The sequence below is a fragment of the Methanolobus sediminis genome (assembly GCF_031312595.1).
In the GTDB taxonomy this organism is placed as follows: domain Archaea; phylum Halobacteriota; class Methanosarcinia; order Methanosarcinales; family Methanosarcinaceae; genus Methanolobus; species Methanolobus sediminis.
In genome coordinates this window covers 1,011,506-1,036,929 of record NZ_CP133592.1, presented here as the reverse complement: position 1 = coordinate 1,036,929, position 25,424 = coordinate 1,011,506, and the positions used below count along the sequence as shown (strand labels likewise).

Annotated in this window: 27 protein-coding genes; 17 read left to right on the top strand and 10 right to left on the bottom strand. The window is 41.7% G+C overall.

The genetic code is table 11. The features are described 5' to 3' along the window. Positions 1-111 precede the first annotated feature (111 nt). From RE474_RS04950 to RE474_RS04935, 4 genes are all read right to left on the bottom strand, one after another. Entirely contained in the window at positions 112-618 is a 507-nt protein-coding gene (locus tag RE474_RS04950; protein WP_309311870.1) for a GNAT family N-acetyltransferase, read from the bottom strand. Between the two features lie 27 nt (positions 619-645). After that, positions 646-1,365, bottom strand: a complete 720-nt coding sequence (locus RE474_RS04945; protein WP_309311869.1) for an NAD(P)-binding domain-containing protein — start codon at positions 1,363-1,365, stop codon at positions 646-648. A 544-nt stretch (positions 1,366-1,909) separates the two neighbouring features. Next, entirely contained in the window at positions 1,910-2,527 is a 618-nt protein-coding gene (locus RE474_RS04940; RefSeq protein ID WP_309311868.1) for a hypothetical protein, read from the bottom strand. 87 nt (positions 2,528-2,614) lie between these two features. After that, complete coding sequence (locus RE474_RS04935; RefSeq protein WP_309311867.1) at positions 2,615-3,418, bottom strand: AAA family ATPase; 804 nt, start codon at positions 3,416-3,418, stop codon at positions 2,615-2,617. 837 nt (positions 3,419-4,255) lie between these two features. On the opposite strand from RE474_RS04935, the gene RE474_RS04930 reads away from it, so the two are divergent. The 17 genes from RE474_RS04930 (at position 4,256) to RE474_RS04850 (ending at position 18,465) form a co-directional block, all read left to right on the top strand. Next, positions 4,256-5,158, top strand: coding sequence for a hypothetical protein (locus RE474_RS04930; protein ID WP_309311866.1), 903 nt, complete (start codon positions 4,256-4,258; stop codon positions 5,156-5,158). A gap of 33 nt (positions 5,159-5,191) precedes the next feature. Continuing rightward, positions 5,192-5,986, top strand: a complete 795-nt coding sequence (locus RE474_RS04925; RefSeq protein WP_309311865.1) for a helix-turn-helix transcriptional regulator — start codon at positions 5,192-5,194, stop codon at positions 5,984-5,986. Between the two features lie 1,009 nt (positions 5,987-6,995). Next, positions 6,996-7,928 carry a hypothetical protein gene (locus RE474_RS04920; protein ID WP_309311864.1) on the top strand — a complete coding sequence of 311 codons (933 nt, stop codon included), beginning with the start codon at positions 6,996-6,998 and terminating at the stop codon, positions 7,926-7,928. Between the two features lie 14 nt (positions 7,929-7,942). After that, positions 7,943-8,923, top strand: a complete 981-nt coding sequence (locus RE474_RS04915; RefSeq protein WP_309311863.1) for a helix-turn-helix transcriptional regulator — start codon at positions 7,943-7,945, stop codon at positions 8,921-8,923. Positions 8,924-9,360: 437 nt separating this feature from the next. After that, complete coding sequence (locus tag RE474_RS04910) at positions 9,361-9,543, top strand: hypothetical protein (protein WP_309311862.1); 183 nt, start codon at positions 9,361-9,363, stop codon at positions 9,541-9,543. 87 nt (positions 9,544-9,630) lie between these two features. Further along, positions 9,631-10,386 (top strand): ABC transporter ATP-binding protein, encoded by a 756-nt coding sequence (locus RE474_RS04905; protein WP_309311861.1) that lies wholly within the window; start codon positions 9,631-9,633, stop codon positions 10,384-10,386. Positions 10,387-10,412: 26 nt separating this feature from the next. Then, positions 10,413-11,759, top strand: a complete 1,347-nt coding sequence (locus RE474_RS04900; RefSeq protein ID WP_309311860.1) for a COG1361 S-layer family protein — start codon at positions 10,413-10,415, stop codon at positions 11,757-11,759. Positions 11,760-11,761: 2 nt separating this feature from the next. Further along, a complete protein-coding gene (locus RE474_RS04895; RefSeq protein ID WP_309311859.1) occupies positions 11,762-13,021 on the top strand; it encodes an ABC transporter permease in 1,260 nt (419 codons plus the stop codon). A 160-nt stretch (positions 13,022-13,181) separates the two neighbouring features. Beyond that, positions 13,182-14,249, top strand: coding sequence for a transglutaminase domain-containing protein (locus RE474_RS04890; protein ID WP_309311858.1), 1,068 nt, complete (start codon positions 13,182-13,184; stop codon positions 14,247-14,249). Positions 14,250-14,350: 101 nt separating this feature from the next. After that, positions 14,351-14,794: a MarR family winged helix-turn-helix transcriptional regulator gene (locus RE474_RS04885; protein WP_309311857.1), complete on the top strand. Its 444-nt coding sequence runs from the start codon at positions 14,351-14,353 to the stop codon at positions 14,792-14,794. A gap of 33 nt (positions 14,795-14,827) precedes the next feature. After that, positions 14,828-16,192, top strand: coding sequence for an MATE family efflux transporter (locus RE474_RS04880; RefSeq protein ID WP_309311856.1), 1,365 nt, complete (start codon positions 14,828-14,830; stop codon positions 16,190-16,192). Positions 16,193-16,264: 72 nt separating this feature from the next. Further along, positions 16,265-16,579, top strand: a complete 315-nt coding sequence (locus RE474_RS04875) for a Rieske (2Fe-2S) protein (RefSeq protein WP_309311855.1) — start codon at positions 16,265-16,267, stop codon at positions 16,577-16,579. Between the two features lie 23 nt (positions 16,580-16,602). Beyond that, entirely contained in the window at positions 16,603-16,911 is a 309-nt protein-coding gene (locus RE474_RS04870; protein WP_309311854.1) for a Rieske (2Fe-2S) protein, read from the top strand. 13 nt (positions 16,912-16,924) lie between these two features. Beyond that, positions 16,925-17,260: a Rieske (2Fe-2S) protein gene (locus tag RE474_RS04865; protein ID WP_309311853.1), complete on the top strand. Its 336-nt coding sequence runs from the start codon at positions 16,925-16,927 to the stop codon at positions 17,258-17,260. Continuing rightward, entirely contained in the window at positions 17,257-17,505 is a 249-nt protein-coding gene (locus tag RE474_RS04860) for a glutaredoxin family protein (RefSeq protein ID WP_309311852.1), read from the top strand. Before RE474_RS04865 ends, RE474_RS04860 begins: the two co-directional genes overlap by 4 nt. Positions 17,506-17,511: 6 nt before the next feature. Continuing rightward, entirely contained in the window at positions 17,512-17,859 is a 348-nt protein-coding gene (locus RE474_RS04855) for a ferredoxin-thioredoxin reductase catalytic domain-containing protein (RefSeq protein ID WP_309311851.1), read from the top strand. 24 nt (positions 17,860-17,883) lie between these two features. Then, entirely contained in the window at positions 17,884-18,465 is a 582-nt protein-coding gene (locus tag RE474_RS04850) for a nitroreductase family protein (protein WP_309311850.1), read from the top strand. Between the two features lie 289 nt (positions 18,466-18,754). Here RE474_RS04850 and RE474_RS04845 read toward each other — a convergent pair whose 3' ends face one another. The 6 genes from RE474_RS04845 to RE474_RS04820 all read right to left on the bottom strand — a co-directional run bounded on the left by RE474_RS04845 (position 18,755) and on the right by RE474_RS04820 (position 25,417). Next, complete coding sequence (locus RE474_RS04845; protein ID WP_309311849.1) at positions 18,755-20,170, bottom strand: nitrogenase component 1; 1,416 nt, start codon at positions 20,168-20,170, stop codon at positions 18,755-18,757. Further along, positions 20,167-21,663 carry a nitrogenase iron-molybdenum cofactor biosynthesis protein NifE gene (gene nifE, locus RE474_RS04840; RefSeq protein WP_309311848.1) on the bottom strand — a complete coding sequence of 499 codons (1,497 nt, stop codon included), beginning with the start codon at positions 21,661-21,663 and terminating at the stop codon, positions 20,167-20,169. The genes RE474_RS04845 and nifE overlap by 4 nt, the downstream gene beginning before the upstream one ends. A gap of 76 nt (positions 21,664-21,739) precedes the next feature. Next, complete coding sequence (nifK, locus tag RE474_RS04835) at positions 21,740-23,110, bottom strand: nitrogenase molybdenum-iron protein subunit beta (protein WP_309311847.1); 1,371 nt, start codon at positions 23,108-23,110, stop codon at positions 21,740-21,742. Between the two features lie 14 nt (positions 23,111-23,124). Further along, positions 23,125-24,708, bottom strand: coding sequence for a nitrogenase molybdenum-iron protein alpha chain (gene nifD / locus RE474_RS04830; protein WP_309311846.1), 1,584 nt, complete (start codon positions 24,706-24,708; stop codon positions 23,125-23,127). Next, positions 24,705-25,082, bottom strand: a complete 378-nt coding sequence (locus tag RE474_RS04825) for a P-II family nitrogen regulator (RefSeq protein WP_309311845.1) — start codon at positions 25,080-25,082, stop codon at positions 24,705-24,707. The genes nifD and RE474_RS04825 overlap by 4 nt, the downstream gene beginning before the upstream one ends. Positions 25,083-25,099: 17 nt before the next feature. Beyond that, on the bottom strand, positions 25,100-25,417 hold the full coding sequence (locus RE474_RS04820) for a P-II family nitrogen regulator (protein ID WP_309311844.1): 318 nt from the start codon (positions 25,415-25,417) through the stop codon (positions 25,100-25,102). Positions 25,418-25,424 lie beyond the last annotated feature (7 nt).

The following is a 25,424-nucleotide window of genomic DNA, read 5'->3' as shown; positions in this document are numbered from 1 at the left end:
CTTTTTTCAATCAAAGCGGTCAACTTTAAATTTACCGCAATGATAGGGATTTCAGAAAGAGCTCTCTTATCGAGACTCTGATGCTATATTATTGTTTTGCATATTTTGAAATCATATCAAAACCTTTTTGTAATAGATAGTATTCACTCCATTTCCTCTGTCATTAAGGACAACTGCATACCGGTAGTATCCGATTGATTCGTAGAACTTAATCGCGGCTGGATTGCCAGACCAGGTACAGAGATATATTCTTTTTATTCCTGATTCTGCAAGCTTTTTTTCAAGTTGCATATATAATGCCTTACTGATGCCCAAGTTCCTGTAATCCGGGTGCGTTGCAAGAAAATTGATATATGCAGTATCCTGTCCTTTCCAGTTTTTAGTATAACCAAGCATCCCGATGAATCCTTCTGATTGAGAATTCTCTCTATTTACATTTGGTTCAACAACCAGGAAATTTGCCTCATCAGTATCAAGACATCTTTCCACCCTTTCAGGTATACCTCCACTCCTCTGACTTAGTGGAGGGTAAAAGTCCTTATCCACAAGTTCTATGAAACTCGTAACTTTCTTCTCATCATTTTTGCTTGCAATTCGGATGGAATATTTGGAGTTCATATATGAGTATTCAAAAAAAGAAGAAAATCAAACGAATTTCAGACTTACGTCCTTCATCTCGTTTCTTGCTGCAACATTGATAAGCAATGGTGTAAGGGACTCGATCATTCCTGCGGTTTCAAGAGGTCCTATGTCCAGAGGTCTCATGTTGGAAATATCCTTTACAAGACCAAAAACAATTTCCTTTGCATGCATGGAGTTGCCGCAGACGCCGATGTCATAGTCAAGTTCCATGTCAAGGTTCGCCAGTTTTTTTGCAGGTACTGTATGAAAAGCTGCAACAAGCTCGGTACTGTCAGGTATCATTGTGAATATTTCCTGAGCGGCACTTCCAAGTTCAGGCATTGAAAAACAGAAATATTCAGTATTGAAATCCTGACTCTCTATTGGAGTTTTGGGATAATTGCTTCCCGGACTTATGTAACACATGTTCCTCTCCATAGGAACAACGACACTGACGACTATCTTGTTCTCGATGACAGGTTTTATAAGATCCATTACAGGAGCAAGCTGGTTATACCTGATGGCAACAACAATTATCTCTGCTTTTTCGGCGGCAGTTTTGTTATCAGTACCTGTTATACTTGTTTTATGACCATATTTTTCAAGTATTTCATTGTATTCTGATGCAACCGCTTTGGCTTTATCCGGCTCTCTGGAACCAATTATTATCTCATGTTTTTGGCCCCATCGCAGTGTAAAACCCTTGCCAATATTACCTGTGCCTCCAAGTATTGCAATTTTCATGACATTTCTCCTGCTGTAATAGGAATATTACCATAATCTATTGTATGTTAACGTTTTTGGTAATTATCGATAGAGACTAATTGACTGTGTTAATCAGTGTCATGGTATATATAGTAACTCCTATGATTCTCTAATCTTCAGTTTCTTTAGTCCTGATTATATAGCACGAAACATTATTTATTTACTACTGATTATCAGATAAAAAATCAGATATCTCTATAACTTTTCAAATAATGCTTTGAATCCTGTTGAATTACTGTTCGTGGACGGACCATTTAATTTACCAAAGCGAGAACATTTTCAAAAATCAACGTCTATAGGCACTATCATTGTTGTCAGTATAATTTGGGATGTGAACAAAGCCATGAGTGTGTTATGCAAATCCAATAAAACTTATTTTGTGTAGATTCTGCTGAAAAATAATATTTAAATACTCATATATTTTAAAAAGTAAATGTATCTCCAAAAGGTTTACCTGATTAATGATGTCAGGAGAATACGGTACAATATCAGGCAAACCTGGGATTATAGAAAAGTCATTGTATCAGAACAATGACTTGATCATGTTGATAAGACCGCTGAGAAGTCCTGTACTTTCTTCAGTTGAGTTTGTAGTGGAATCTACATTGACTGAATCAGTGTCATTTTTTCCTTGGTCCGGTCTTCCCATCTGAGCTCCATCGCTCATACTTCCATTTCCTGGGAATTCTCCTTCTGATGCCTGCATGGTTCCGTTACCCATCATACCTTCACCGTCCATAGATTCCATTCCTCCCCTGCCTCCTTCTCCTCCGGGGCCATTCTGCATCAGGGATTCACGGACTTCTTCAGGTGCCTCTTCCATCAATGTCCTGAACTCTTCCATTATGTCCTCAACAACATCTTCGTCATCAGTGTCTTCAAGTTCTGTTTTCAGTGACTCCATCTGTTCAAGAAGGCTGTCTATGGACTCCAATGTGTCCTCATCATCTGTTTCAGACTGAAGGGTGGTAAGTGCATCTATATTGTTCTCTATCATTTCAAGTGTCATTTCTTTCATTTGTGCAGCATCCATCTGTGGCATTTCCGTGCTGTCACTGTCTTCCAGGGCATAGACTCCCGGTATTGTGGTGCTGAACATTATCATCAGTAAAGCAAATGATATCGTTAACTCTCTTCTCATGTTAAAACTCCTTTAATTCGAATTGAGGGACAGGAATGATCCTGCCCCATAGGTGGTAGTTATTATTTCACAGATTATTCCATACGTTTACTCTTCTGTGGTTACCTCTTCCTCAAGTTCAGGAGCCTGACTCATTGGTCCGTGTTCTCCTCCGTGTCCGCGTGGATGGGGATTACTTTCCCTGTACTCTTCCAGAATCTCTTTGAGTTCATCAAGTGTTGTTGCACCCTGGATGTCTGCAAGCAGATTTTCAAGTCCGGTGATTTCCTCGTTGATAGATTCCTCTGTGACATTTTCGTCGTTTATCTCGTCGATGTTATCTATCTTCTCGTTGAGCATTTCGATTCTTTTGTTGATGTGTTCTGTTTCTCTCTCTACAAGATACTGCATTTCCTCCTCATCGGAATCGAATACCATCTTTTCCATTTCCGGTCTTTCACCCTTTCCCGGATTCTCCGTCATCATAGATCCTCTGGCTGTTTCCAGAATCCCCTTGAGCTCGTCAAGTGTTGTTGTACTCTCTACGTCTGCAAGCAATGCCTGAAGCTCTGTGATCTGCTCTTGAATAGAATCTGCTGTTACGTTCTCGTCATCAATTTCATCGATGTTATCGAGCATTCCCTGAAGCATCTCTATCTTCCTGCTGACCGATTCATTTGTTCTTTCTACTAGGAAAATCATCTCTTCTTCTTCGCTGTCAAACACAGGTTCTGCCATGCTTGAATTATTTATGCTGAAGTTCCCATCCGGGGCATGCATCATATTATGACCATCGAATTTTGTATCGTTTGATGTTCCTGTTTCATCAGCAAAGGCGCCTGGTGTCACAGCACCGAAAACCATTGCTATCAATGAAATACAGGCCAGTACTTTCAGTATTTTGTGTTTCATTGTTTCCTCCTTTTTCCTAACAATATCATCGCAATCGAAAGACATGTTAGAACTTTCACGACTTTGTGTTTCACAATTTCTGTCTCTTTTTTCTCTGCCCTGTCAGATGACTGCCTCAATTATTGGCGTGCTTCTGACATTTCCAAGATTTGCAGGCTTAAATATAAGGATACTTTTTAAAAAGAAGTCGAATTAGAGCTTAAAATCGAAAAATAAAACTTCTATAAAGGTTTATTGTTTAAGGGAACCTTTGAACACTTAAAATTAGGGAGTATGTTTGATTTTTTCAATTGGAGGTATGTCAGGTGTCTAAAAGGAAGTTTCTATTTGATAGAATTCTACGCCAAAAGAACAGATTTTTTGTATTTATCTGATTTTCCTGTTGTAATATGTAACACCTCTTAATGAATGGGATATGCTGCATTGAGTTTTTGAAATGTTCTGTTTCTCAGCTTTGTATCACGCATGTTGCAGTTATTTTTCCATTGTTTCGATGTGGGATTTTTCTCATAGGTTCTTAAAAATCATTATATTGTACCTTTCCATAATATCACAAAACTATGTTTAAATTTAAAATAGGTGCCTAATTTTGGTTATTTGTGCCTTAAATCCAGTTATATAGTTTTAAAATCGATTTTTATTGTGAAAAAAGCTTCATAAAGCTTAAAATGTCACTATATCGCTTATTATTTTTCTGAAAATCTCTTTCCTCTTAAGTATGTTTATATTTGAATCTCCCAATCCTGAGTATAATTCAAAAACGTCAGGTGCATTACACTATGATAACATGCTATACAGAATACCCTAATTGGAGAAAAATCAGATGAGGTGATACCCGTGAAGAAGTTACCACTTATTGTATTGGGGATTCTCATATTGATGGTATTGATATCGGGTCTGTCAAGTCGTGACAGGCATCCTGATAATGGAGACCATTCTAAAATGACTTCCAGTCAGCCGGAATATATCAATAATGAATTATATGGGGATGTTCCCTCGTCTGTTTCGGAAGAAAAAGTGAAGCAGCAGAATGAAAAGGATTTCCTGGCAGATAACATACAGAAATCTGATGAGACAATTCTTCGTCTTGAAGACTCTATAGATCGTCTGGCCAGTGAAGGAAACGATGTAAGTGATCTTGAAAAAATGGTCATGGATTATTCATCACTAGTTTCAGATGCAAGTTCATATCTTGAAAAGGCAGATAGTGCAGATTCAGTTTCAGATGAGCAGAAATATGTTGCATTGTCCAAAGACAAGATGGTCCAGTCAGATATCTTATTGAAAAAGATATTCATGTCCATGCACAACTACATGCCAGGACCTGTTAAAATTACAGAAAATGACAGTCTTGATGCTAATGGAAGCGGAGTAATAGTTCTCTCCGGTGATCTGGATGTAGACCTCAGTCTGTCTTCTGGAAAATTCTCCGTCGTGGACTTTGAAGGTGACATGTCAATAGACACAGACGGCTTACTAAGTTCCAATATAATAACTGAAGGTGCGGTTTCTGCTTCAGCGACTGAGGAACCGCATCACATGCTCTCATACTCAGATGTTCAGGGCAATGTGAGCCTGTCAGGCTCGGGAATGACAATTGCTGTAATGGGTGATAACACAACTCTCCATGTAACAGGTGTTGGAGAGATTCAGCTCTATGGTGATGGAAGTTATTACCTGGATAATTCCAGTGCAGTAAAAGAAGGAGTCTGGCTGTCACCAATATTTGAAGCCTTATGATGTAAAGCAAAAACACTTCGGATGGTAGTGTAAATGAAAATTACATCCTGTACAGGTTGCATTACCATCCTTCTTCTTTTGTCAACCATCGCGGCTGCATCAGAAACTGCAACCGTGCATGGGGTTGCTTATGAATGGAGTACCCTTAGTCCCCTTGATAATGTTATAATCGAGGTTAATTCCACTCCAATACAATCCATTGTTGCAAAATATGGTATGTATTCTTTTGAGCTACCCGAAGGCAGTTATTGTATCACTGCAAGTTATTACGTAAATGGTGATCTTACCTGCTATGATGAGGAAAATATCACAATTACAGATGAGGGAAATTATGTTGTGGATCTACTTCTGGTTCCTTCATATTTGAATAATAGTACAGAGGAACCTGCCAGCTATGTTTATTCCATGTCTTCATCTCATCTCTTAATATTATTTGTGCTAATAGTTCTGTTATTGCTGGTTTCGTTATTCTTCAAAGTAAGAGGTCCGGGAAGCAGTAATCCTGAGAGTGTAAACAAAAAAAATGTTCCTAATGGCTTTTCAAATAAGGCGGCTAAAGGAAATTCGCATACTCCTTTTCATGGTAACAGGATTCAGCCAATTGCAAGAAACCAGTCATTGATGGATATGAGTTCTGATCATCAGGAAATACTGGATATTATTCGTTCTGCCGGTGGAACAATTTCACAGAAAGAGCTGCGCAGATATTTGAGTTACTCAGAGGGTAAGGCGAGTACTATTCTGGTGGACCTTGAAAAAAGAGGCCTGATAAGGAAAGTAAAAAAAGGGCGCGGTAATATCCTGTTTCTGACCGGACATGAAAGATGATATGGGATCTGCAATGATGCAAGCATTTAGTTAGCTATTTTCTTAGTTTCTTTTTCTTCTTTTTATCCTTTTGTCACTTACTTTCTTACCTTTGCACCGCAATGAAAAGATTCTCTTTGGAAATAATCAGTGACAATAGAGTGATTATACATTTTTAAAGGTTCTTAAAAATCCCAATAAGTGTTAAAAGCTGCATTATGGTATATTTTTGTATTTGATGTCTCTATAAAGCTTAGAATCATGGTTGTACTGAATAAATCCTTTTTCTTGTAAGTATGCTTTTATTTAAAATTACCAATTGATGAATTACCCGACAACTAATACGTTGGAGGGTACCACCCCACTTAGGTGGCACCTAACCCCCAACCACATCCAGCCTAAGGTGCCACCACTGTACCAACAACCCCCTCCGCTTAAGAGATGTCCATCCTATCCGGGGCATCTCTTAACCGATACGGAGTAAAAATGGTGATATTCTGTCTGATATAAAAGATACCTTAAAGCAATTCATTGACTCAAGGCTTCAGGAAGCAACTCGTTCCCAGGTCATTTATCCCGACGAGATATATGTTGCATCCGGTCGTATAAGGCAGCTTAACTCTGATAAGCTGCACGAAAGCTCTGAGTCATTCTCATGTGATTATGGCTTTAAGGATATTGATGATTTCAGATGTCATCATAATAACATTTCAGTAAAGAAGGATTTCATTTGGTGATTTATTTCTTCTTTGCTTGCTTAATCTTTGCTTGTTTGTTTTATGGTATTCCGGCCGTTTTCTGCTTTATCGGCCCGAACCATTTTTTATATGTTTTATATATTGTTAATATTTAATCAGGCCTGATTTTGTCGTTTTTATGTTCCATCCCCTGAAATTGGCGCACAACTATTTATGTATATAAATACATTCAATTAAAACAGAGAAAACGTTTAAGGCAGATGATATCTGTTACCTTTGTGAAATTAGGTATACGTATTTATAGTTAGTAACCCCTGAAGATGTGATCATCAATGAATAAAATGCCCCTGACAGTATTGATTATCCTTATGTTAATGGTTGTAATTTCAGGGTTGGCTGATTCTGATGATGTGCATTCGTATTTAGATGACCGACTGGATGATCACAGAAATAATTACGTTCCTTCTATGGACAGGGATTCACCTCCAACAGAATTTTTCATGATAACTCATATGTTTTCTTTATCAGCAATGGATGAAGAAAGCTTTCTTGAAGATAATATTGAAAAATCCGAGTCAATGGTTCAAAGGCTTGAAAATGCAAGTAATGAATTGGAGAATGAAGGTGAAGATGTTTCAGAGCTCAATGGCATGATAGCCGATTATTCATATCTTGTATCAGAGTCCAGGTCTTATCTTGAAATGGCAAAGACAGCCTCTTCTGATTCAGAAAAGCAGATGTATCTGGATAAGTCCCGGGAAAGTATCATCAAGGCAAATTCAGGGCTCAAGCCAATACTGGATGAGATTAAGAAATATCTTCCGGGTTCTGTTAATATCACAAACACAACACTAACCGCCAAAGGAAGTGGAGTTGCTATTCTATCAGGAGACATTGACCTGGATTTCTTCCTATCCGATGGTAAATTCTCAGTAGTTGATTTTAGTGGTGACCTTGTAATTGATACAGAGGCTGATTATAAGCAGGAGTTTGCTCCTGATAAAGATGGATCTTATGATATGATAATGCCTCATGCAATGATATCATATCTTGATGTGACAGGAAATATTTCTATGTCCGGTTCGGCTTATACTGTCGCAATTGTTGCAGACATAATGACCCTGACTGCAACCGGACAGGGTGATGTTGAACTTGTAGGAAATGGTACTTATTATCTCGATAACGGTATATCAGAAGAGCAAGAAAATGTATGGATGATTCCAATATTTGAAAGAATAGATGTTGGGAAACGTTTCAATGAATGACAGGGTTGCGTGACATGAAATCAGTATATTACATCTGTTGTATTGCAATTATCCTGACACTGACAGGTATCGGATCAGCAGCTAATATTGCGACAGTTCATGGCGTAGCCTATGAATGGAATACATTTGAACCTCTTGACAATGCTATCATTGAGGTAAACTCAACACCGGCACAGTCCATGGTGGCTCAGTATGGTGTATATTCATTTGAACTGGCAAATGGTACATACCAGATAACTGCAAGTTATTATGAGAACGATCAACTGACCTATTACGCAGAGGATGTAATAACAGTATCAGAAGAAGGAAGCTATGTTCTTGATTTGTTACTGGTCCCTTCCTATTCCAGCTCCAATGATACCGGTTCAGAAGTTTCTGACACCGAAACCTCATCAGGTGCTAACAGTAACTCTCTTCTTTATGGTTCCATACTGCTTATCATTGTTCTTCTCGTTCTACTTCTAACACAGATGAAACAAAAGCCGCTATCTCCAAAACATGCTGCTTTAAAGAAGGAAGAAGTTCATCATGATGTATTGGAAGTTCCTGCAAAGGCCGAAGAGAAACAAGTTCAGTATTATAAGGAAGCATTGGAAACTGAGACCGAGACTGCACATGTGTCAGATGTTGTGCAGGAACCAGAGCAGGAGTCGGTAGAACTGGCAGAACCTGAGCCAGAGATCAAGGAACCTGCAGAGGAAGTCTTTTCTTCTGTCATGATATCAGAATCAGTTCTTAAGGAGCAGGAGTCTGTTTCTGGTACATCTCAAGAAGTGGATTTATCTGATGAGCCTGTACCTGCTGACCTTCAGGAAATACTGGACATCCTGGCATCTCAGGGTGGAAGGATGACGCAGAAAGATATGCGAAAGCGTCTGAAGTACTCTGAGGGCAAGGTGAGCCTTATGCTTCTTGACCTTGAGAAGAGGGGTAAGATACAGAAATTCAAGAAAGGACGTGGAAATGTCCTTTTCCTTGTGGAATCTGAGAAGTAATGTTATGCTTTTTTGATGCAATGATCTCAGATCATACTCATATTTTTCCAGTTTATTCTTAAACTATCTTTTATGTGTAATATTCATTTATCTTGTCTGAAATATAGATTAATGTGGTATTCTCTGTTTGATAAGTTTTTACAATATCTGTAAACCATATAATTCCTATTTTGGCATCTATAAAGCTTCATTGGTAATTTATGGCGATTTTTGACTCTTTTTGAAATAAGTATGCTTTTATTTAAAACTACGAATTTGGGGATTGCTTGTCAGCACTAAGCTGGCAGGCATACCACCCAAGCTAAGGTGGCATCAACCCCAACCACATCCAGCCTGATGTCACCAATGTACCAACAACCAACAACCCCCCCACTCGTATAAGAGACACCTGTCACCTATCCGCCAGGTGTCTCTTATCCGATACAGAGGCATGAATTATGAACACTAATAATATTCAGGTAATGTTTGAAGAGAAAGATGCTGGCGATTCTGCTGAACAGAAAGGAGCAAACGGACATGAAAACGCAGTAACTTCTCTGTGTAAAAAACTGAGTTCCGAACAAGTAGGCCGTTTGATCAGGATTTCTCCGGCAGCTTGTGGGGAAAATGGCAACTTATAATGATAATTTAGCAAGCAACATTATATCCTATAGCAGTTATTAAATTTATTATATATAATCAAAAACGGGAATGATTTGAGGTATATCATGGACGAGAATCTCAATAATACAGAACAAGAAAAACAGCCTAAAAACAGCACCCCTGATACTCTCATGCGTCTGACTGACGTGTGGAAGATCTACAAAATGGGAGAGGTCGAGTTTGCGGCACTAAAAGGAGTTGATCTGGAGATCATGCATGGCGAATTTGTAGTAATCCTCGGTCCAAGTGGAAGTGGTAAGAGTACAATGATGAACCTACTGGGCTGCCTTGATCTTCCAAGCAAAGGAGTTGTTGAACTCAACAACAAAGATATTGCCAAGATGAAAGAATCCGAACTTGCCCAGATCAGGGGACAGTTAATTGGGTTCATTTTCCAGACCTTCAATTTACTACCTACTTTAAACACTATCGAAAATGTCATGCTGCCTTTAGAATTCCAGGAAATAGATCCTGATGAATCATGGAAAAGAGCAGAAGAGCTTCTTGATGTGGTAAGTCTTGGAAATAAAAAATACAACCTCCCTTCACAATTATCAGGAGGCCAGAGGCAGAGGGTTGCCATAGCAAGATCCCTTGCAGTAGACCCTAAAGTAATCCTTGCAGATGAGCCAACTGGTAACCTCGATAGTGAAACTGGAAATTACATTCTTGAATTCCTCAGTGACCTTCACAAGAGAGAAGGCAAGACTATCATAATGATTACCCACGATCCTGAGCTGACAAAGTATGCAGATCGTGTTGTTCATATCAAAGACGGAATGGTTGATAATATAGAGATAATAAAGCGTGAAGCAATGTGATAAAAATGAGAAAAATTCTATTATTAATGTTAGTATTGTTGTTGCCAATAACTAATGCAGCAGCAGCTAGCCTGGATGCAGGCGCATCAGGGGTGAACGTGGATCTTTTAACCCAGAGTCCTTATCCTGCCAGGCCAGGCGAGACCGTAGAGATAACACTTAGTTTACAAAATGAGGGAAACAATGATCTTTCTGATGTCGTTGTATCTTTAGATGCCGAGTACCCGTTCAGTCAGGTATCCGGTGAATCATTGTCCAAGACAGTATCCTACATGGAAGCTCGTCAGGACGAAGATGATGCAACTTATCTAAAATTCAAGCTTAAGGTTGATTCCGATGTCTCAGACGGGACCTATGATATAGATGTGGTAGTGAAAGACAGTGAATCTGATTCCAGCTCAGTAACAACTCTTGAGATAGAGGTACAGGGAAAGGAATACGCTCAGATCGTTACTATAAGTGACTCAAGCATCGATGTTGCAACAGTAGAACCTCTTGAGTTTGTCATAACCAATACAGGTTCATCACCATTACAGAATATGGCGGTTTCATGGGAAGAATCAACCGGCACAATCTTGCCTGTATATTCCTCTAATACCAAGTACATAAATTCCCTGGATGTCGGTGAATCTGCTACAGTGGTATACTCTGTGATGGCCGATGTAGATGCAGATCCCGGATTGTACCAGCTTGATATCACACTTGAGTTTGAGGATTATGAATCCGATGCGACTGTGATAGAAACTAAGGCAGGCCTTTTCGTAGGAGGAACCACTGACTTTGATCTGAGTTATTCTGAAAGTGACGCAGGAGAAGTTTCCCTATCCCTTGCAAATGTGGGCAACAATGAAGCTTACTCTGTAAAGGTATCAATACCGGAACAGGATAATTTCCAGGCTACAGGCAGTACATCAACAATTGTTGGTAACCTTGAGAAAGGTGACTATACCATCACATCATTCTCAATAACCCAGACAAGCTCAATGCCATCTTCATCAGGAAATAGCACAGCAATGGCTGCACCTGGTGAGATGTCCCAGGAAGACATGGCATCTATGGAGGAGGAAATTACAGCAAAGAATCAGCTTCTTGTCAACATCGAATACACAGACTCTGCAGGTCAGAGACAGATTGTGGAAAAGGCAGTTCAGATCGAGGAATTGACCGGTGGCACAACGGCAACTGGTATGGGCAGCGGACCAGGATCCCAGAGCTCATCTTCTAACAGTTACCTGTTGTATGGTGCTGTTGCACTGGTAGTAGTAGTTGTAGGACTTAATTACAGAAAGAAGAAGATGATGAAAGAAGGCAACTATGTTCCACTCAACGTAGAGCTAAGAAATCTCAAGGCTAAGATACTGAAGAAGGAATAAAAATGAGGCGAAGCACCTATATCAAGCTTGCTACTAACATCCTGGTTCACAGCAAGATAAGAAGCTGGCTCACTATAATAGGTATCGTCATCGGTGTAGGATCAGTTGTCACCATTATGGCACTGAGCGATAGTATGGCTGCAGATATGGAAGACAGGTTTGCTGATATGGATCTGACATTGATCCAGATCACTCCTGGTTATTCTCATGCATCAATGGGAGGGCCAGGAGGAGGAGGTCCACCGGGTTCAGGTGGATCGTCAAGTTCTTCTTCCTCTACTGACGATGACCCGGAGTTGACCAAAAAGGATATACAGGCCCTCAAAGCGGTTGAGAACATAGATTACGCCTATGGGCAGATATCCGGCAGTGGTCTGGAAGTTTACTTCATGGGTCAGACCGCCGATCTTTCGGTGACAGGAGTCGATCCACAGGTCTGGCAGTACACAGTGACCTATGAGCTGGAATCCGGCAGATTGCTGGATGCCTCTGACAATAATGTCGTGGTCATAGGTTATGGTATAGCTCATGATATGTTCGACGATGAAGTAGGCCTGAACCGTGTGTTAACAATCGAAGGCAAATCTTACAGGGTTGTAGGCATACTGGCAGAAGACGAAAGTGACAATGCGATCATCATGCCGATAGATGCAGCAGTTGAGATCATAGAAGACGCAGAAGATGATGTTTACGATACTATTGTCGTAAAGGCTTCAGATACTGATTACGTTGAAACTGTTGTTGCAGATATCGAAGAACGTCTAATGTTATCAAGGGGTATCATGGACGAAGATGACAGGGACTTCTCTGTTTCAGATTCACTTTCACAGGCAGAATCTGCCAGTGAGATGATGTCATCCATGACAATATTCCTGGGAGCCATAGCAGGTGTTTCACTTCTTGTGGGTTCCGTGGGTATTGCGAACACGATGCTAACGTCCGTAATGGAAAAGACCAAGGAAATAGGAACTATGAAGGCTATAGGTGCTAAGAACAGAGATATTCTTATGATATTCCTGTTCAACTCCGCACTTGTAGGCTTTGTAGGAGGTGTGCTGGGCATATTGCTAAGTCTTGTGCTGACAATGCTGATGCCGTACCTTGGAATATCCATGATGCGTTCATCCATGGGTATGACCGTTGCTCCATATCTGATGGTACTGGGTATCTCCATTGCGGTGCTCATTGGAGTGGTATCCGGTATCATCCCGGCATACAATGCTTCAAAGATGAAGCCGGTCGATGCACTGAGATACGAATGAACAAAACTTAAGATTCCTCTCCTGAAGGGAATTGACAGGCTTCATATGAGGCTTCTTGCTTCATATGATGCCTTTACTATATTCAGGAATAAGTGGGGTAAGTAAGAACAAATGAACATGATTGAATAGAGGATCGTATGGAAAAGTAAGGTGAAATGCTATGAAGAAACTGATATTGTCTACATTTGTGGCACTTATACTTATGTTCTCTGCCTATTCTGTGGCTGCTGAAAATGACGATGCGACTCTGTCTCTTTCTTCTGTTTCCATAGAGGATGGTGTTTCAGGTCGCATGCAGGCAAAAGCCCAGCAGATATATGTGACCAGCCAGCAGTTCTTTAATTCCAATATGGCTCAGAGATTAGGCTTTAGTCAGGGTCAGATGCAGAGTTCTCAAAACGTGCAAACACCACAAGCCCCACAGAAAAACATGCAGAATCAGGACTTGCAGAATATGCAGAACATGAGACAACAGGGTCAGCAGGGAGAAATGAATTCTGCTCCTTCTAACATGCCTGCTCAGAATGTTCCTATGCAGCAGCCTGTTCCAAGAATACAGCAGGAAATGACTGACAGGGAACAACTCAGGGATTTCCTGCAGGAGAATACGTTCTCGGTGACAGATGTCTCTGAATTCCAGGAATATGTGACTCCTTATGCAGATGCGGTTCAGGATTATCTTGATGATGAAGACCTCGATGATGAGGATGAGATATATGAGGCTGCAGTTGAGTGGATATGGGTATCTGACATGACCCTGAATGGTCAGCAGGAAGAATGGTTGACTCCAACAGAGTTCCTTGAAGATACTCCTGATTATGATTCAAACCCTGTTCCCGGTGAGATTGTTAGTGACTGTGAAGATCAGGCTAACACTCTGGCATCATTGCTTATAGGCTCCGGCGAGTATGACGAGAGCGAAGTAAGGGTTGCCATAGGTCTTGTGAACTTTGATGGCAGTACCGGCGGACACGCATGGATAGAGGTCTACGAGGACGGAGAATGGTTCCCTGTGGATGCTACAGTAGGCCCATACTATGACGACGATGAGAAAGAAGTGATCTACCCTGATGACTATGAGGATATAGACTTCGATTACTTCCAGGATGAAGAATACTCTGTCATAGAAATATGGTACTATTACAACAATGAATATTTCATAGACGTAACTTCAGGTACCGGGGATGCTCCTGATAACTGGGACGATGCACCGTCCAGTTATAACTGAGCATTTCCTCCTTTTTTTATTTTTCATATAGATTAGCCTTATATATTAGTTTCACGTTAAACTAATTAGTTTCACATGAAACTAATTAAGACGGGAATAATATGAAGCAGTCTGAAAGAATCGGTGCAAAGATCGCATACATCTTTTCGCACAATCACCATTACATCGAGAATGCGCTTGAATCGTATAACCTGAAAGGTCCGATGTTTGCATTCCTGCTGACGCTCTCTCATAAAGACGGTTGTTCTCAGGAAAGTCTGGCACGCTATCTTATGTTTAGCAAAGCCACGGCAACCAGAGTCATTACGGCACTTGAAAAAGAAGGCTATGTCTATCGTGAAAAGGACAAGAATGACAGGCGTATATATCGGGTTTTCATATCTGAGAAAGGCAGGGAAGTCGTTCCGGCGATAAACGCTGCTCTTCAGGAATGGAATAGCATTTTGCTTTCAGACTTCTCTGATGAAGAGGAGCGTATTTTCAGAAAGCTCCTTGATAAAACAAAAAATACTCTTGAGGAATTTGACAGAAATTCCTCTAATTGAATGAAAAACAAATATTGATATCAGGATAACATCATGAATGAAAAAAGTGAGTTTTTAGGTACCGAGAAGATCAATAAACTTCTGTGGCAACTGGCCACACCGGCAATAATCGGGCTTCTTGTCCAGGCATTCTACAACCTTGTAGATACCTTCTTTGTAGGAAGAGCACTTGGTGAGCAGAGCGTACTCGGTATTGCAGGAGTTGCTGTTGCTTTTCCACTTCAGATGCTAATGATGGCTATCTCCATAGGCATAGGTGTTGGTGGTTCCTCGGTAATTTCACGTCTGCTGGGCTCCAGAGATGTCAACAAAGCTGAAAGAACTCTTGGAAATGTTTTTTCCTACACATTGATACTCAGTATAATTTTCCAGATTTTGTTCTTCTTCAATGTAGATACGATACTGAACCTCTTCGGTGCAACTGCTGATAACCTTGTCTACGCAAAGGAATATGCTGTTGTCATATTGCAGGGAACTCTGGCATTCACATTTGGTTTCGTACTTAACAATCTTGTAAGGGCAGAAGGCAATTCCAAAGTTGCCATGAACAACATGGTCTTTTCAGGTGTACTGAACATTTTCCTTGATGCAATACTTATGTTCGGATTTGGAATGGGTGTTAAGGGTGCAGCTCTTGCAACTGTTCTTGCACAACTGGCAGGTACTATCTATCTGTTATATTACTACATGAGTGGCAAAAGCCCTCTTAAGCTTGAACTGGCAAATTTCACACCGAAATTCGACCTGATAAAAGATATAACAACTATTGGTTTCGGTTCATTTGTCATGGGAGCATCAAACAGTTTCATGATGCTTGTCCTGAACAATGTGCTTGCTGTCTATGGTGGAGACCTTTCAATAGCTGTATTTGGTGTAGCCATCAAATTGTTAATGCTGATACTAATGCCAATTATAGGTATATCACATGGTTTGCAGCCAATTGTCGGGTACAATTACGGAGCAGAGAATTATGACAGGGTCAATGAATCTGTTAAGAAATCATTGATGATCACCACCCTCTTCGGACTGGCAGGTTTTATTTTGCTGTCTCTGTTTCCGGGAACGTTCTTCAGCATGTTCAGCACAGATGCTGACCTTATCAGCAGCGGAGCATCAGCTCTGAGAATAATGGTACTGGCAAGTCCTTTGATAGGTCTGAATGTGATAGGAACAACGTTCTTCCAGTCACTTGGCAGAGCAAGACCATCATTCTTCCTGTCAATGTGTCGTCAGATATTGTTCCTCATACCTCTGGTGATACTTCTTCCATATTACTTCGATCTTTCAGGAGTGTGGATGGCATTTCCAATATCTGATTTTATGGCTGCCATGATAAGTATGTTCCTTGTCTGGAGGGAATATCGTTATTTCCAGGATAGAAGTAGTAGCAATGCATAAGTATTGCTACATTTTCTATTTCACGACAACTATTTATATTTTTGAATCCCTGACTATTTATGGGAGATATAAATGCCGGAAAAATCATGGTTCTTTGCTATGAAAGACGATGACCTTAAAGAAGGCAGTATGGAGTTTGCAAGGGTAAAAGGGACACCTGTACTTCTTATCAGGAAGAATGATACTGTATATTCCCTTTTCGGGAAATGTAAACATATGGGCTGTCGTTTATCAAAAGGTACTTTCAGTGAAGAATATGTGCTCAAATGTGCGTGCCATGGTTGGGAATACGACATAAGGTCCGGTAAGTATCTCGGAGATGAGGACGAATCACTTTCAGTCTTTGAGAACAAAGTCGAAGACGGAAATATACTTGTCCTTCTTTAGATGCCGGATGACGGTGAGTACAGATGGCTTCATGGATGATAGCTGCAACTGAGAATGACGTGAAAGAAGGCAAAATGAAACCTGTGGAAGCAGGAGATACAAAGCTTCTCCTGATTCGTATTGACGGGGAAATATTTGCCATTGAGAATCGTTGTCCCCACATGAATTGTCCTCTTCAGGGAGGCATCCTTGTGGATCATTCTATTAAATGTCCCTGTCACAGCTGGAGTTTTGATCTGCGTACAGGAGCATATGTAGCATCAGACAAAATTAAGGTAAATGTATATGAAACACAGCTTAAGGACGGGAATATATCTGTTCTTGTGCGATAGCGGGAATATATCTATGAAACAGGAAGATAACTGGATATTCGCCATTAAGAAAGACGATCTTGGTAACGGCGAAAAAAAGCCGTTGCTTATTGAAGGTAACAAATTACTTGTTCTAAGGATCGATGACGACTTTTTCGCAATGTCCAACAAATGTCCGCATATGGAGTGTCCTCTTTCAAAAGGAACTCTTGAAGAATACGTGATCAAATGTCCATGTCATGACTGGAGATTTGATGTCCGTGAAGGCAAATTCCTTGATGCAGAAGAGATCAGGGTACCTATCTATGAAACCAGGATTATGGAAGAAGGTGTTTTTGTAAATTTAAGGAAGGAAGGTGCAGGTAAATGAAGAAAGTAGTAATGTACACCCTGAGCACCTGTCCTTGGTGTATGAGGGCAAAGAAATTCTTCAGGGAGCATGATATTCCTTTTGAATATACCGATTATGACAAAGCGGATGATAAGACCAAGGAAGCCATAAAGGAGGATTGCCTTGCACATGGGTCTGAAATGTCATTTCCGTTTGTGAAGATCGATGATGAGGTTGTGGTTGGGTACAATCCTGATAAATACACTATATTACTGGAGCTTTGATCTCCTATGGATAACGAGAAGCGTAAAGAGCAACTGAGAACCTGGTTCTCAAAAGTTGTGGACCCTCTGGGATACAAGTTCAGTCCCGATGAGGAATTAGTTGAATTCCTGCTTGAACAGGAGGTCAACATCGAAAAAGAAAAAGGGAGTCCGTTCTGTCCCTGTCAGGGACTTACGGGTGAAAGGGAACATGACATGAAACTTGTGTGTCCATGTATTCCATTCCACCGGGAACACTATGATGCGATGAAGCGTTGTTGGTGTGGTATGTATGTACATAAGGATGTTGATAATCCCGACAGCCTGATGCAGATCTCGCTGAAAGAGTTCCTGGAATCTAAAAATAAGAATTGAAAAGGGAATAGGGGGAGTGAATTAATGGGAGTAACAGAAAATTCTGTAATTGAAAATATAAAGACCAGAAGAAGCGTTCGTGAATACGTGGATGAGGATGTAAGTGATGAGGATATCAAAACCATAATTGATGCAGGTGTCCATGCACCTTCGGCTTTCAACAGTCAGCCCTGGTTCTTTGTTGTGATTAAGAACCGTGAAATGATGACGCGCATTTCAGATCATTGTAAGCCACGTCTTCTGGAAAAACTGGAAGAGGCTACCGGTGAAAGTATAGAAGAAATGAAAAAATACCTGTCAATGGAAGAATTCAACATTTTCTATGATGCTCCGGTACTGGTTATAATCCTTGGAAATAACGCAGCTATAACTGCGGACTATGATTGTACCCTTTGTGCTGAGAACATGATGCTTGCTGCTCATTCCATGGGAATCGGAAGTTGTTGGATAGGTTCTGCCTGTTTTGTTCAGGAAAGCGCTGAGCTGCTGGATGAGCTTGGAATCACTCCTGATTATAGGGTGGTTGCACCTATTGTTTTCGGCTATGAGGTTACGGTAACCGAAGAGCCACCCAAAAAAGAACCTCAGATTGTGTGGGTAAGGTAATTCTCATTTTTATTTTTTTAATTAAATCTGTGTAATAAGTGACTAATAATCCATACAAGTCTGAAAGTATCAGCAAATATCAGTATGAGTGGACTGCTGTGTGTACAATCCTTACAGCAATTCCTGATCAGACAACATTGAGGGAGGGTGCTGATAAAGTGGTTCTGGATTTTAGTGAATCAGGAATTGGAACTAATAACATTATCTCAAAAAGAAAAAAGGGTCAATGCAGGATAGGATTTACGTTTTTTTATCCTGCATCGTTTTTTACACATTTTTTGTTTAGTCCTCACGCTTCTGCGGAGTGAAAGCCACTTTCGCCGAGCGGAACGTAGCTTTCCGGTTCAGACCATTTCGCAGCTAATTCAGTATCCTCGACTTCGAGGATAGTATTGGTAATTCTGTCAAGCATGCGCATTGCTCCCTTGTATCCAAGTGTCAGTATCCTCTGCGCACCGACTCTGTCGTGGATGGGGAACCCGAATCTAATTAATGGGATGTTCATCTCCTTTGCAATGTACTTTCCATTGGAGTTTCCAATAAGCATCTGTGGCTTTGCCTTCTTGACAGCGTCATTGAAGGTATCAAAGTCAACATCTTCAAGGATTGTAACATCGCAGTCAGGCTTAACCTGCTTCACTCTTTCCATTGCCTGTTCTGCAAATCTTGGGGACTTGCTGGAAGCAACCACAAGAATAGGGTGCATTCCGTTTTCAAGGGCAAGTGAAAGCATTCCAAGTACGTTATTAGGATCACCATAGATGGCTACCTTAGTTCCATAAACGTACTTGTGAGAGTCTACCATAGCATCAATAAGCCTTCCGCGTTCCTTCTGGAACTCGTCTGGTATTTCTGCGCCTGATATATTAGACAATGCGGCCAAAACCCTGTCAGTGTATTCAAGTCCTATCGGGAGGGGCAGATTCTGCGAAGGGATATCAAAAGTCTGCTCAAGGTAGTTGACCGCTTTGTTATCATTGGTAATTCCCAGTCCGATGGTTGCAGCACTGTTCTTCATGTCTGCAATATCGGCATGAGTTGTTCCTCCTGGCTGGATTTTATGAAGTTCTCCTGTCATAGGAGCATCAAAAGTCTCAGAGATATCAGGGAGGAGTATGTATGAGTTGTGACCCACAATACTATCAAACACATGCTTAAGTTCCCTTGTGTCTTCAGGTGAGATATTCTCTGAAAGTACAACATTTAACTTGTTGTTGAATATTGCCTTCTTTGACTCATCCATTGTGAACGTCTTGACAATTGCCTCAACAGCCTTTATGTATCCGCTGTTATGGCTCTCTTCGTAGCTTGGTGTTGGCACTGGAATAATAATCCTTTCAGCACCAATGCCTTCTTCTTCTCTGAATTCACTGATTATGCGAGATATGTCATCTCCAATTGTCTCTGCAAGACATGTTGTAGAGACACCGATGACCTTCGGGTTGTAACGTAGTATGAGGTTCTTAAGTCCCTTCTTCAGGTTCTCGCTTCCGCCATACACGGCTCCCTTCTCACTCAGTGAACTTGAACCGATGTCCACAGGTTCTCTGAAATGGTGTGCAAGGTGCAGTCTCATGTAGGTACTGCAACCCTGTGATCCATGTAAGAGGACCATTGAATCTTCGATTCCCTTAAAAGCCATTACACTGCCAATAGGCTGGCACATGATACATGGATTTACAGTGGTATAGTTACGTTCACTCATGCCACTGGCTCCTGCTGTAATGTAATGGGATTAATCTTCTGCATATTATTATCCCCATCGATCTTCTTGATTGTTCCTGCCTTTGCAGTTGAATCAGTTGTTTCTTCTGCCCCGTTCTTACCGGTACATGAGTCTCCGATCTTGCTACCTACGTACCTCCACACAGGACTGTTGACTGTAGTGTCAAGTTCCCTTGCAAAGTTAAGGAATCCGTCGTAGCCTTCAAACTCAATTACCCTGTCATGGTTAAAGTCACAGAATGCTACTCCAAGCTTGAAAGCTAGGAATCTTTCCTTGACACCTGCTACCATGAGGTCTGCCTTCTGTCTTACAAGAAGATCTGCAAGTTCCAGAGCATTTGCATCATCTACAATGACGGTTCCGTCCTTTACCTGGTAACTTATCTGCTTGTAATCATCACGCTTTCCGGTTTGTGTTCCTATAATTACGGTTTCCATTCCGAGTTCACGGAAACCCTTTATCAATGTTAATGCCTTGGCCGCCCCGCCCATGTAAATTGCTGCAGTCTTCCCTTCAAGTCTGCTTCTGATTTCCTGAATTTCAGGCATTATTCTGTTTGTTTCCTGCTCGATTATTTCTTCTGCAATGTTCATCATTTCTTCTGAACCGAAGAATTCAGCAGTTGACCTAAGTGCTATTGAAAGGTCTTCTATTCCAAAATAGCTGACCTTTGTGAAAGGAATCCCGTATTCCTTCTTCATCCACTTCGCGAGATATGTCATGGAACCTGAACACTGAACCAGATTCAGTTGTGCTCCATGTGCCTTTGAGATGCTATCTGCCGTCGCATCTCCTGTCATAGAAGTAATGACCTGTATTCCCATCTTCTCAAAGAGGGGCTTTACTAACCAGACGTCTCCTGCTACGTTGTAATCGCCAAGAATGTTGATCCTGTATTCAGATGTAATTTCAGGTTCCTTTGTTCCGATAAGCTGCATAAGTGCATGACATGCTGCCTTATATCCATCGGACTTGGTACCCTTGAATCCTTCTGACTGGACAGGGATCACAGGTATTCCTGTTCTTTCTGTGGCTTCCTTACATATGGCTTGGAGGTCGTCGCCGATAATACCGACAATACAGGTTGAATAGACAAAGATGACAGGTGGGTTATATAATTCGACCAGTTCGTCAATGCTCTTTGAGAGTTTTTTCTCGCCACCGAATACAACATCTAGCTCCTTCATATCAGTTGAAAAACTGGTACGGAAGGTCTCCTTATCACTTGACAGGCTTCCTCTGATGTCCCAGGTGTAACTTGCACAACCTATAGGACCGTGCACGAGGTGGACTGCATCGGTTACGGGATTAAGTGCCACACGTGCTCCGGAATATACGCAGGCTCTCTGGCTCATTGCACCGGCAATAGATGTATTGTCACATGCAAGTTCTCCTGACTTGTTTGCCTGCTTCAGCTCTATGTATGGCTTTCTTTCATCCAGCGTATCTACCACGCTTGTAGTGTCTGGCATATACTCACTCCATAATAAAATGTACAGAGGCCGTTACTGTACGACCTCTAACTCTTCTTCAAATATGAAGAGGTCGTTACTGTACGACCTCTATTTCTTCTTCAGGAATTGTCTTGTCCTTGATGTCCAAGAATGTGTTTCCTATCCACTCGATCATGCGAGCTGCTCCTGCGTATCCCATGACCGGGAAGTGGTGCAGGTTTGCCCTGTCCATGATTGGGAACCCTACCCTGATCAGTGGGATATCCTCGGCAAGAGCAATGTGCTTACCATAGGTGTTACCGATCAGCATGTCTACAGGCTCATTCTTTATGATCTGGTGGAGTGTGAAAAGGTCAGCTTCGTCAAGAATCTGTGCGTTAGGGTACAGTGGGTGTACCATTTCAGAGACTCTTTCAACGTAAGCCTTGCTAATTGATCCCGAAAGAACTACAACAGGCTCCATTCCCATTTCAAGCACAAGGCTTGTAAGACCTTCTATTATGTCACAGTCGCCGAATATGGCTACCTTCTTACCATAGAAGTGTGGGTGAGCATCTGTCATCATGTCAACAACCCTTGCCCTTTCCTGTTCAAGTTCAGGTGGGATTGCTACATTTGCAAGCTCAGCTGCCTTCATGACAAACCTGTCTGTATAGCGTATGCCTATTGGTGCAGGTCCGATCTGGACTGGCATCTTGAACTTGTTCTTGAATACGGTTGCTGCTGCGCCGCCTGCCATTCCACAGAGTGCGATGGTACCCATGGAGTTTGCACTGTCCTCTACGTCACCGATTGGTGTTCCGCCATTTGCGAACAGTTCTCTTTCCATTCCCATTCCGGTATCCAGGACATCTGTCTGGTCAGGGAAGACTATTGTAGGGATATTCATGATGGAGAGTATTCTCTTCATCTCACGAATGTCTCCTGGGTCTACAAAACCAGGAATTAGGTTCAGCTTGCCGTTTGGCTTTGTCTTCTGTGCAAAGGTTGTGACAAATGACTTTACCATGTTGTCGTAACCTGTTACGTGGGAACCCACATAACTTGGGGTTGATGCTGAACAGAGCTTGATGGATGGGTCGATGAGTTCTTCTTCCCTTACAGATTCAATAATAGAGCCTACATCGTCACCAATTGTCTCTGAGAGACATGTAGTGTGGATTGCAACTACTTCTGGTGTGTATACAGCTTCAATGTTCTCAAGTGACTTCTTAAGGTTTGATGCACCACCGAATACAGCAGTACCTTCATAGAAACTGCTGGTTGTACCGATGGTTGGTTCTCTGAAGTGTCTTGTAAGAGCCATTCTCAGGTATGAAAGACATCCCTGTGAACCGTGGCTGTGGGGCATACAGTTGCGTATACCCAGCGCAGCATATGTTGCGCCAATAGGCTGGCAGATCTTTGCAGGGTTAACAACCAGTGCATTTCTCTCCACCTTTTCCTTTGGTGTATAATCTAACATTTTTCAGGCCTCCTTTATTCTCCCTTCCATGGGGTCTTCTGGAGCTTCCAGCTTGGGTTGTTTACTGCCATGTCTACATCTCTTGCAAAGTTCAGTACACCAGTAAATCCAGTGTAACGACCGCTGTAGTCATATGAGTGTATCTGTCTGGATGGGACACCCATCTTCTGTGCCCAGTACTTGTCCTTGATACCGGAACAGAACAGGTCTGGCTTGAGTTCCTTTATGAGGAATTCTGTCTCGTGGTGGTTAAGGTCGTCCACCATGATTGCACCATCCTTCATTTCTGGTAACATTCCTTCATATTGCATAAGGCCAAGCTTTTCCTTGAGTTCTGCCATACGTTCTGGACTGATAGCTGGTGTGAAGTTCTCATCTCTCTCATAGTGGAGGTCTTCAAGAATTCCACTTGATGCCTTTTCCTTCAGACCGTCAAGAATCTGTCTTCCTTCGTAGTCATCACGGTGAGCGAACTGGTATCCTGCAACAAGTACCTTCATTCCAAGATCTTCAAAGAGGTTCTGGTAGTGGTGTGACCTTGAACCGCCAGCATAGATAAATGCTGTCTTGCCCTGAAGCTTGTTCTTGTACTTCTCAAGTTCTGGCTGGATCTTTGCCATTTCTTCTTCAATTACTTCTTCAGTCTTCTTTGTGAGTTCTTCGTTATCGAAGTATTCAGCCATCTTCCTGAGTGTCTTCTTTGTTCCTTCAACACCAACGTAATTGACCTTGAGCCATGGAACTCCGTACTTCTCTTCCATCATACGGTTAGTGTAGTTAACTGACCTGTGACAGAGGAGGATACTGAGCTTTGCCATGTGTGCCTTTGAGATGTTGTGGTATGAACCGTCTCCAGTAAAGCTTGAAACTATACGGTATCCTATCTTCTCAAAGAGCTGCTTGACTTCCCAGAGGTCACCACCAATGTTGTATTCACCAAAGATGTTTATGTCAAATGGTGTTGGGTTCTCAAGTTCCTCAGTACCGATGAGCTGTTCCATGATTACGTTACTTGCAACGTGGTGTCCTGCAGACTGGCTTACACCTCTGTATCCTTCACAGCGAAGAGCCAGTACCTTTAAACCAGGATAATCCTTTTCTGCATTACGTGCTACGGATTCAATATCGTCACCGATAAGTCCTACCGGGCATGTTGCATTGATGGAGATAGCTCCAGGCTTGAAGATTCTCATTGCATCATCAATTGCTTCCTTGAGCTTCTTTTCACCACCAAATACAATATCTGTTTCTTTCATGTCTGTTGAGAAACAGTATTGCATATAGTTGTCACCGCCCTCTTCTGCCTTGGCCATGTTACGCCTGGTTCCCCAGGTGTAGTAACCACAGCCAATTGGGCCGTGTGTGATGTGAACCATGTCCTTGATAGGTCCCATTACCACACCCTTTCCACCGGCATAGGCACAACCACGGTTTGTCATTATACCAGGGACTGTCTTGGCGTTGGCTTCGATGTGCTGCTCTGTTTCGCAGGAGTCCTTTACTGTAAAGTGCTTTCTTCTATCCTTTTCAGTCTTCTTAGGATAGATCTTCATCATATCGTCGATGACTTGCTGTGATCTTTCTACTTCAGAACTCATTCGACATTCCTCCCTACGATCTCTTCTCCAGTTTCTCCGGTCCTTACTCTGACCGCTTCAGGTATGTCTGTAACGAAGATCTTTCCGTCTCCTGCATGGCCTGTCTGGTTTATTGTGATTATTTTCTGTATTATCTCATCAGCTGCCTGGTCATCCACAACGATTGTGAACATTCTCTTTGGGACAAAAGGCACGTGAGTAAGCTCTGGCTCTGGCTGTTCAGGAAGTGGAGGGTTGAACTCGAAGCATAATCCCTTTTGCTTACCGCGACCCATCACCTTTTCTACGGTGAATGAGGGGTATCCACATTCATCAAGGGCATCAAGTGTCTTCTGCACCTTGTTCATGCGGATGATCGCCGTTATTTCCTTCATTTAAAATCCCTCCGGATTTAAAGTCCGCTTGCGCCTGTACGGACTGTGTATGCGCTTTCTACTGGGCTTACGAAGATCTTACCGTCTCCGTACTTTCCTGTGCGAGCTGAAGCAGTGATGATCTCAAGAACTTTGTCCTTGTCAGCATCTTCAACTACCAGCATAAGCATTGTCTTTGGAAGTTCGTTAAACTGTAATTCTGCTGTGTGGATACCTCTCTGCTTACCTCTTCCGAATACATCGGTCTTGGTAAGGGAGACAAAGTCTTCCTTTTCGAGTGCATCTACTACATCAACTACCTTTTCTGGTCTGATAATTGCACGAATCATCTGCATAGTTTTT

What these genes read in the sequence shown, in the direction of transcription:
- RE474_RS04950 (WP_309311870.1), bottom strand. Translation starts at nt 618, where the DNA reads ATGAACTCCAAATATTCCATCCGAATTGCAAGCAAAAATGATGAGAAG.
- RE474_RS04945 (WP_309311869.1), bottom strand. Translation starts at nt 1,365, where the DNA reads ATGAAAATTGCAATACTTGGAGGCACAGGTAATATTGGCAAGGGTTTT.
- RE474_RS04940 (WP_309311868.1), bottom strand. Translation starts at nt 2,527, where the DNA reads ATGAGAAGAGAGTTAACGATATCATTTGCTTTACTGATGATAATGTTC.
- RE474_RS04935 (WP_309311867.1), bottom strand. Translation starts at nt 3,418, where the DNA reads ATGAAACACAAAATACTGAAAGTACTGGCCTGTATTTCATTGATAGCA.
- RE474_RS04925 (WP_309311865.1), top strand. Translation starts at nt 5,192, where the DNA reads ATGAAAATTACATCCTGTACAGGTTGCATTACCATCCTTCTTCTTTTG.
- RE474_RS04920 (WP_309311864.1), top strand. Translation starts at nt 6,996, where the DNA reads ATGAATAAAATGCCCCTGACAGTATTGATTATCCTTATGTTAATGGTT.
- RE474_RS04915 (WP_309311863.1), top strand. Translation starts at nt 7,943, where the DNA reads ATGAAATCAGTATATTACATCTGTTGTATTGCAATTATCCTGACACTG.
- RE474_RS04910 (WP_309311862.1), top strand. Translation starts at nt 9,361, where the DNA reads ATGAACACTAATAATATTCAGGTAATGTTTGAAGAGAAAGATGCTGGC.
- RE474_RS04905 (WP_309311861.1), top strand. Translation starts at nt 9,631, where the DNA reads ATGGACGAGAATCTCAATAATACAGAACAAGAAAAACAGCCTAAAAAC.
- RE474_RS04900 (WP_309311860.1), top strand. Translation starts at nt 10,413, where the DNA reads ATGTTAGTATTGTTGTTGCCAATAACTAATGCAGCAGCAGCTAGCCTG.
- RE474_RS04895 (WP_309311859.1), top strand. Translation starts at nt 11,762, where the DNA reads ATGAGGCGAAGCACCTATATCAAGCTTGCTACTAACATCCTGGTTCAC.
- RE474_RS04890 (WP_309311858.1), top strand. Translation starts at nt 13,182, where the DNA reads ATGAAGAAACTGATATTGTCTACATTTGTGGCACTTATACTTATGTTC.
- RE474_RS04885 (WP_309311857.1), top strand. Translation starts at nt 14,351, where the DNA reads ATGAAGCAGTCTGAAAGAATCGGTGCAAAGATCGCATACATCTTTTCG.
- RE474_RS04880 (WP_309311856.1), top strand. Translation starts at nt 14,828, where the DNA reads ATGAATGAAAAAAGTGAGTTTTTAGGTACCGAGAAGATCAATAAACTT.
- RE474_RS04875 (WP_309311855.1), top strand. Translation starts at nt 16,265, where the DNA reads ATGCCGGAAAAATCATGGTTCTTTGCTATGAAAGACGATGACCTTAAA.
- RE474_RS04870 (WP_309311854.1), top strand. Translation starts at nt 16,603, where the DNA reads ATGGCTTCATGGATGATAGCTGCAACTGAGAATGACGTGAAAGAAGGC.
- RE474_RS04865 (WP_309311853.1), top strand. Translation starts at nt 16,925, where the DNA reads ATGAAACAGGAAGATAACTGGATATTCGCCATTAAGAAAGACGATCTT.
- RE474_RS04860 (WP_309311852.1), top strand. Translation starts at nt 17,257, where the DNA reads ATGAAGAAAGTAGTAATGTACACCCTGAGCACCTGTCCTTGGTGTATG.
- RE474_RS04855 (WP_309311851.1), top strand. Translation starts at nt 17,512, where the DNA reads ATGGATAACGAGAAGCGTAAAGAGCAACTGAGAACCTGGTTCTCAAAA.
- RE474_RS04850 (WP_309311850.1), top strand. Translation starts at nt 17,884, where the DNA reads ATGGGAGTAACAGAAAATTCTGTAATTGAAAATATAAAGACCAGAAGA.
- RE474_RS04845 (WP_309311849.1), bottom strand. Translation starts at nt 20,170, where the DNA reads ATGAGTGAACGTAACTATACCACTGTAAATCCATGTATCATGTGCCAG.
- nifE (WP_309311848.1), bottom strand. Translation starts at nt 21,663, where the DNA reads ATGCCAGACACTACAAGCGTGGTAGATACGCTGGATGAAAGAAAGCCA.
- nifK (WP_309311847.1), bottom strand. Translation starts at nt 23,110, where the DNA reads ATGTTAGATTATACACCAAAGGAAAAGGTGGAGAGAAATGCACTGGTT.
- nifD (WP_309311846.1), bottom strand. Translation starts at nt 24,708, where the DNA reads ATGAGTTCTGAAGTAGAAAGATCACAGCAAGTCATCGACGATATGATG.
- RE474_RS04825 (WP_309311845.1), bottom strand. Translation starts at nt 25,082, where the DNA reads ATGAAGGAAATAACGGCGATCATCCGCATGAACAAGGTGCAGAAGACA.
- RE474_RS04820 (WP_309311844.1), bottom strand. Translation starts at nt 25,417, where the DNA reads ATGCAGATGATTCGTGCAATTATCAGACCAGAAAAGGTAGTTGATGTA.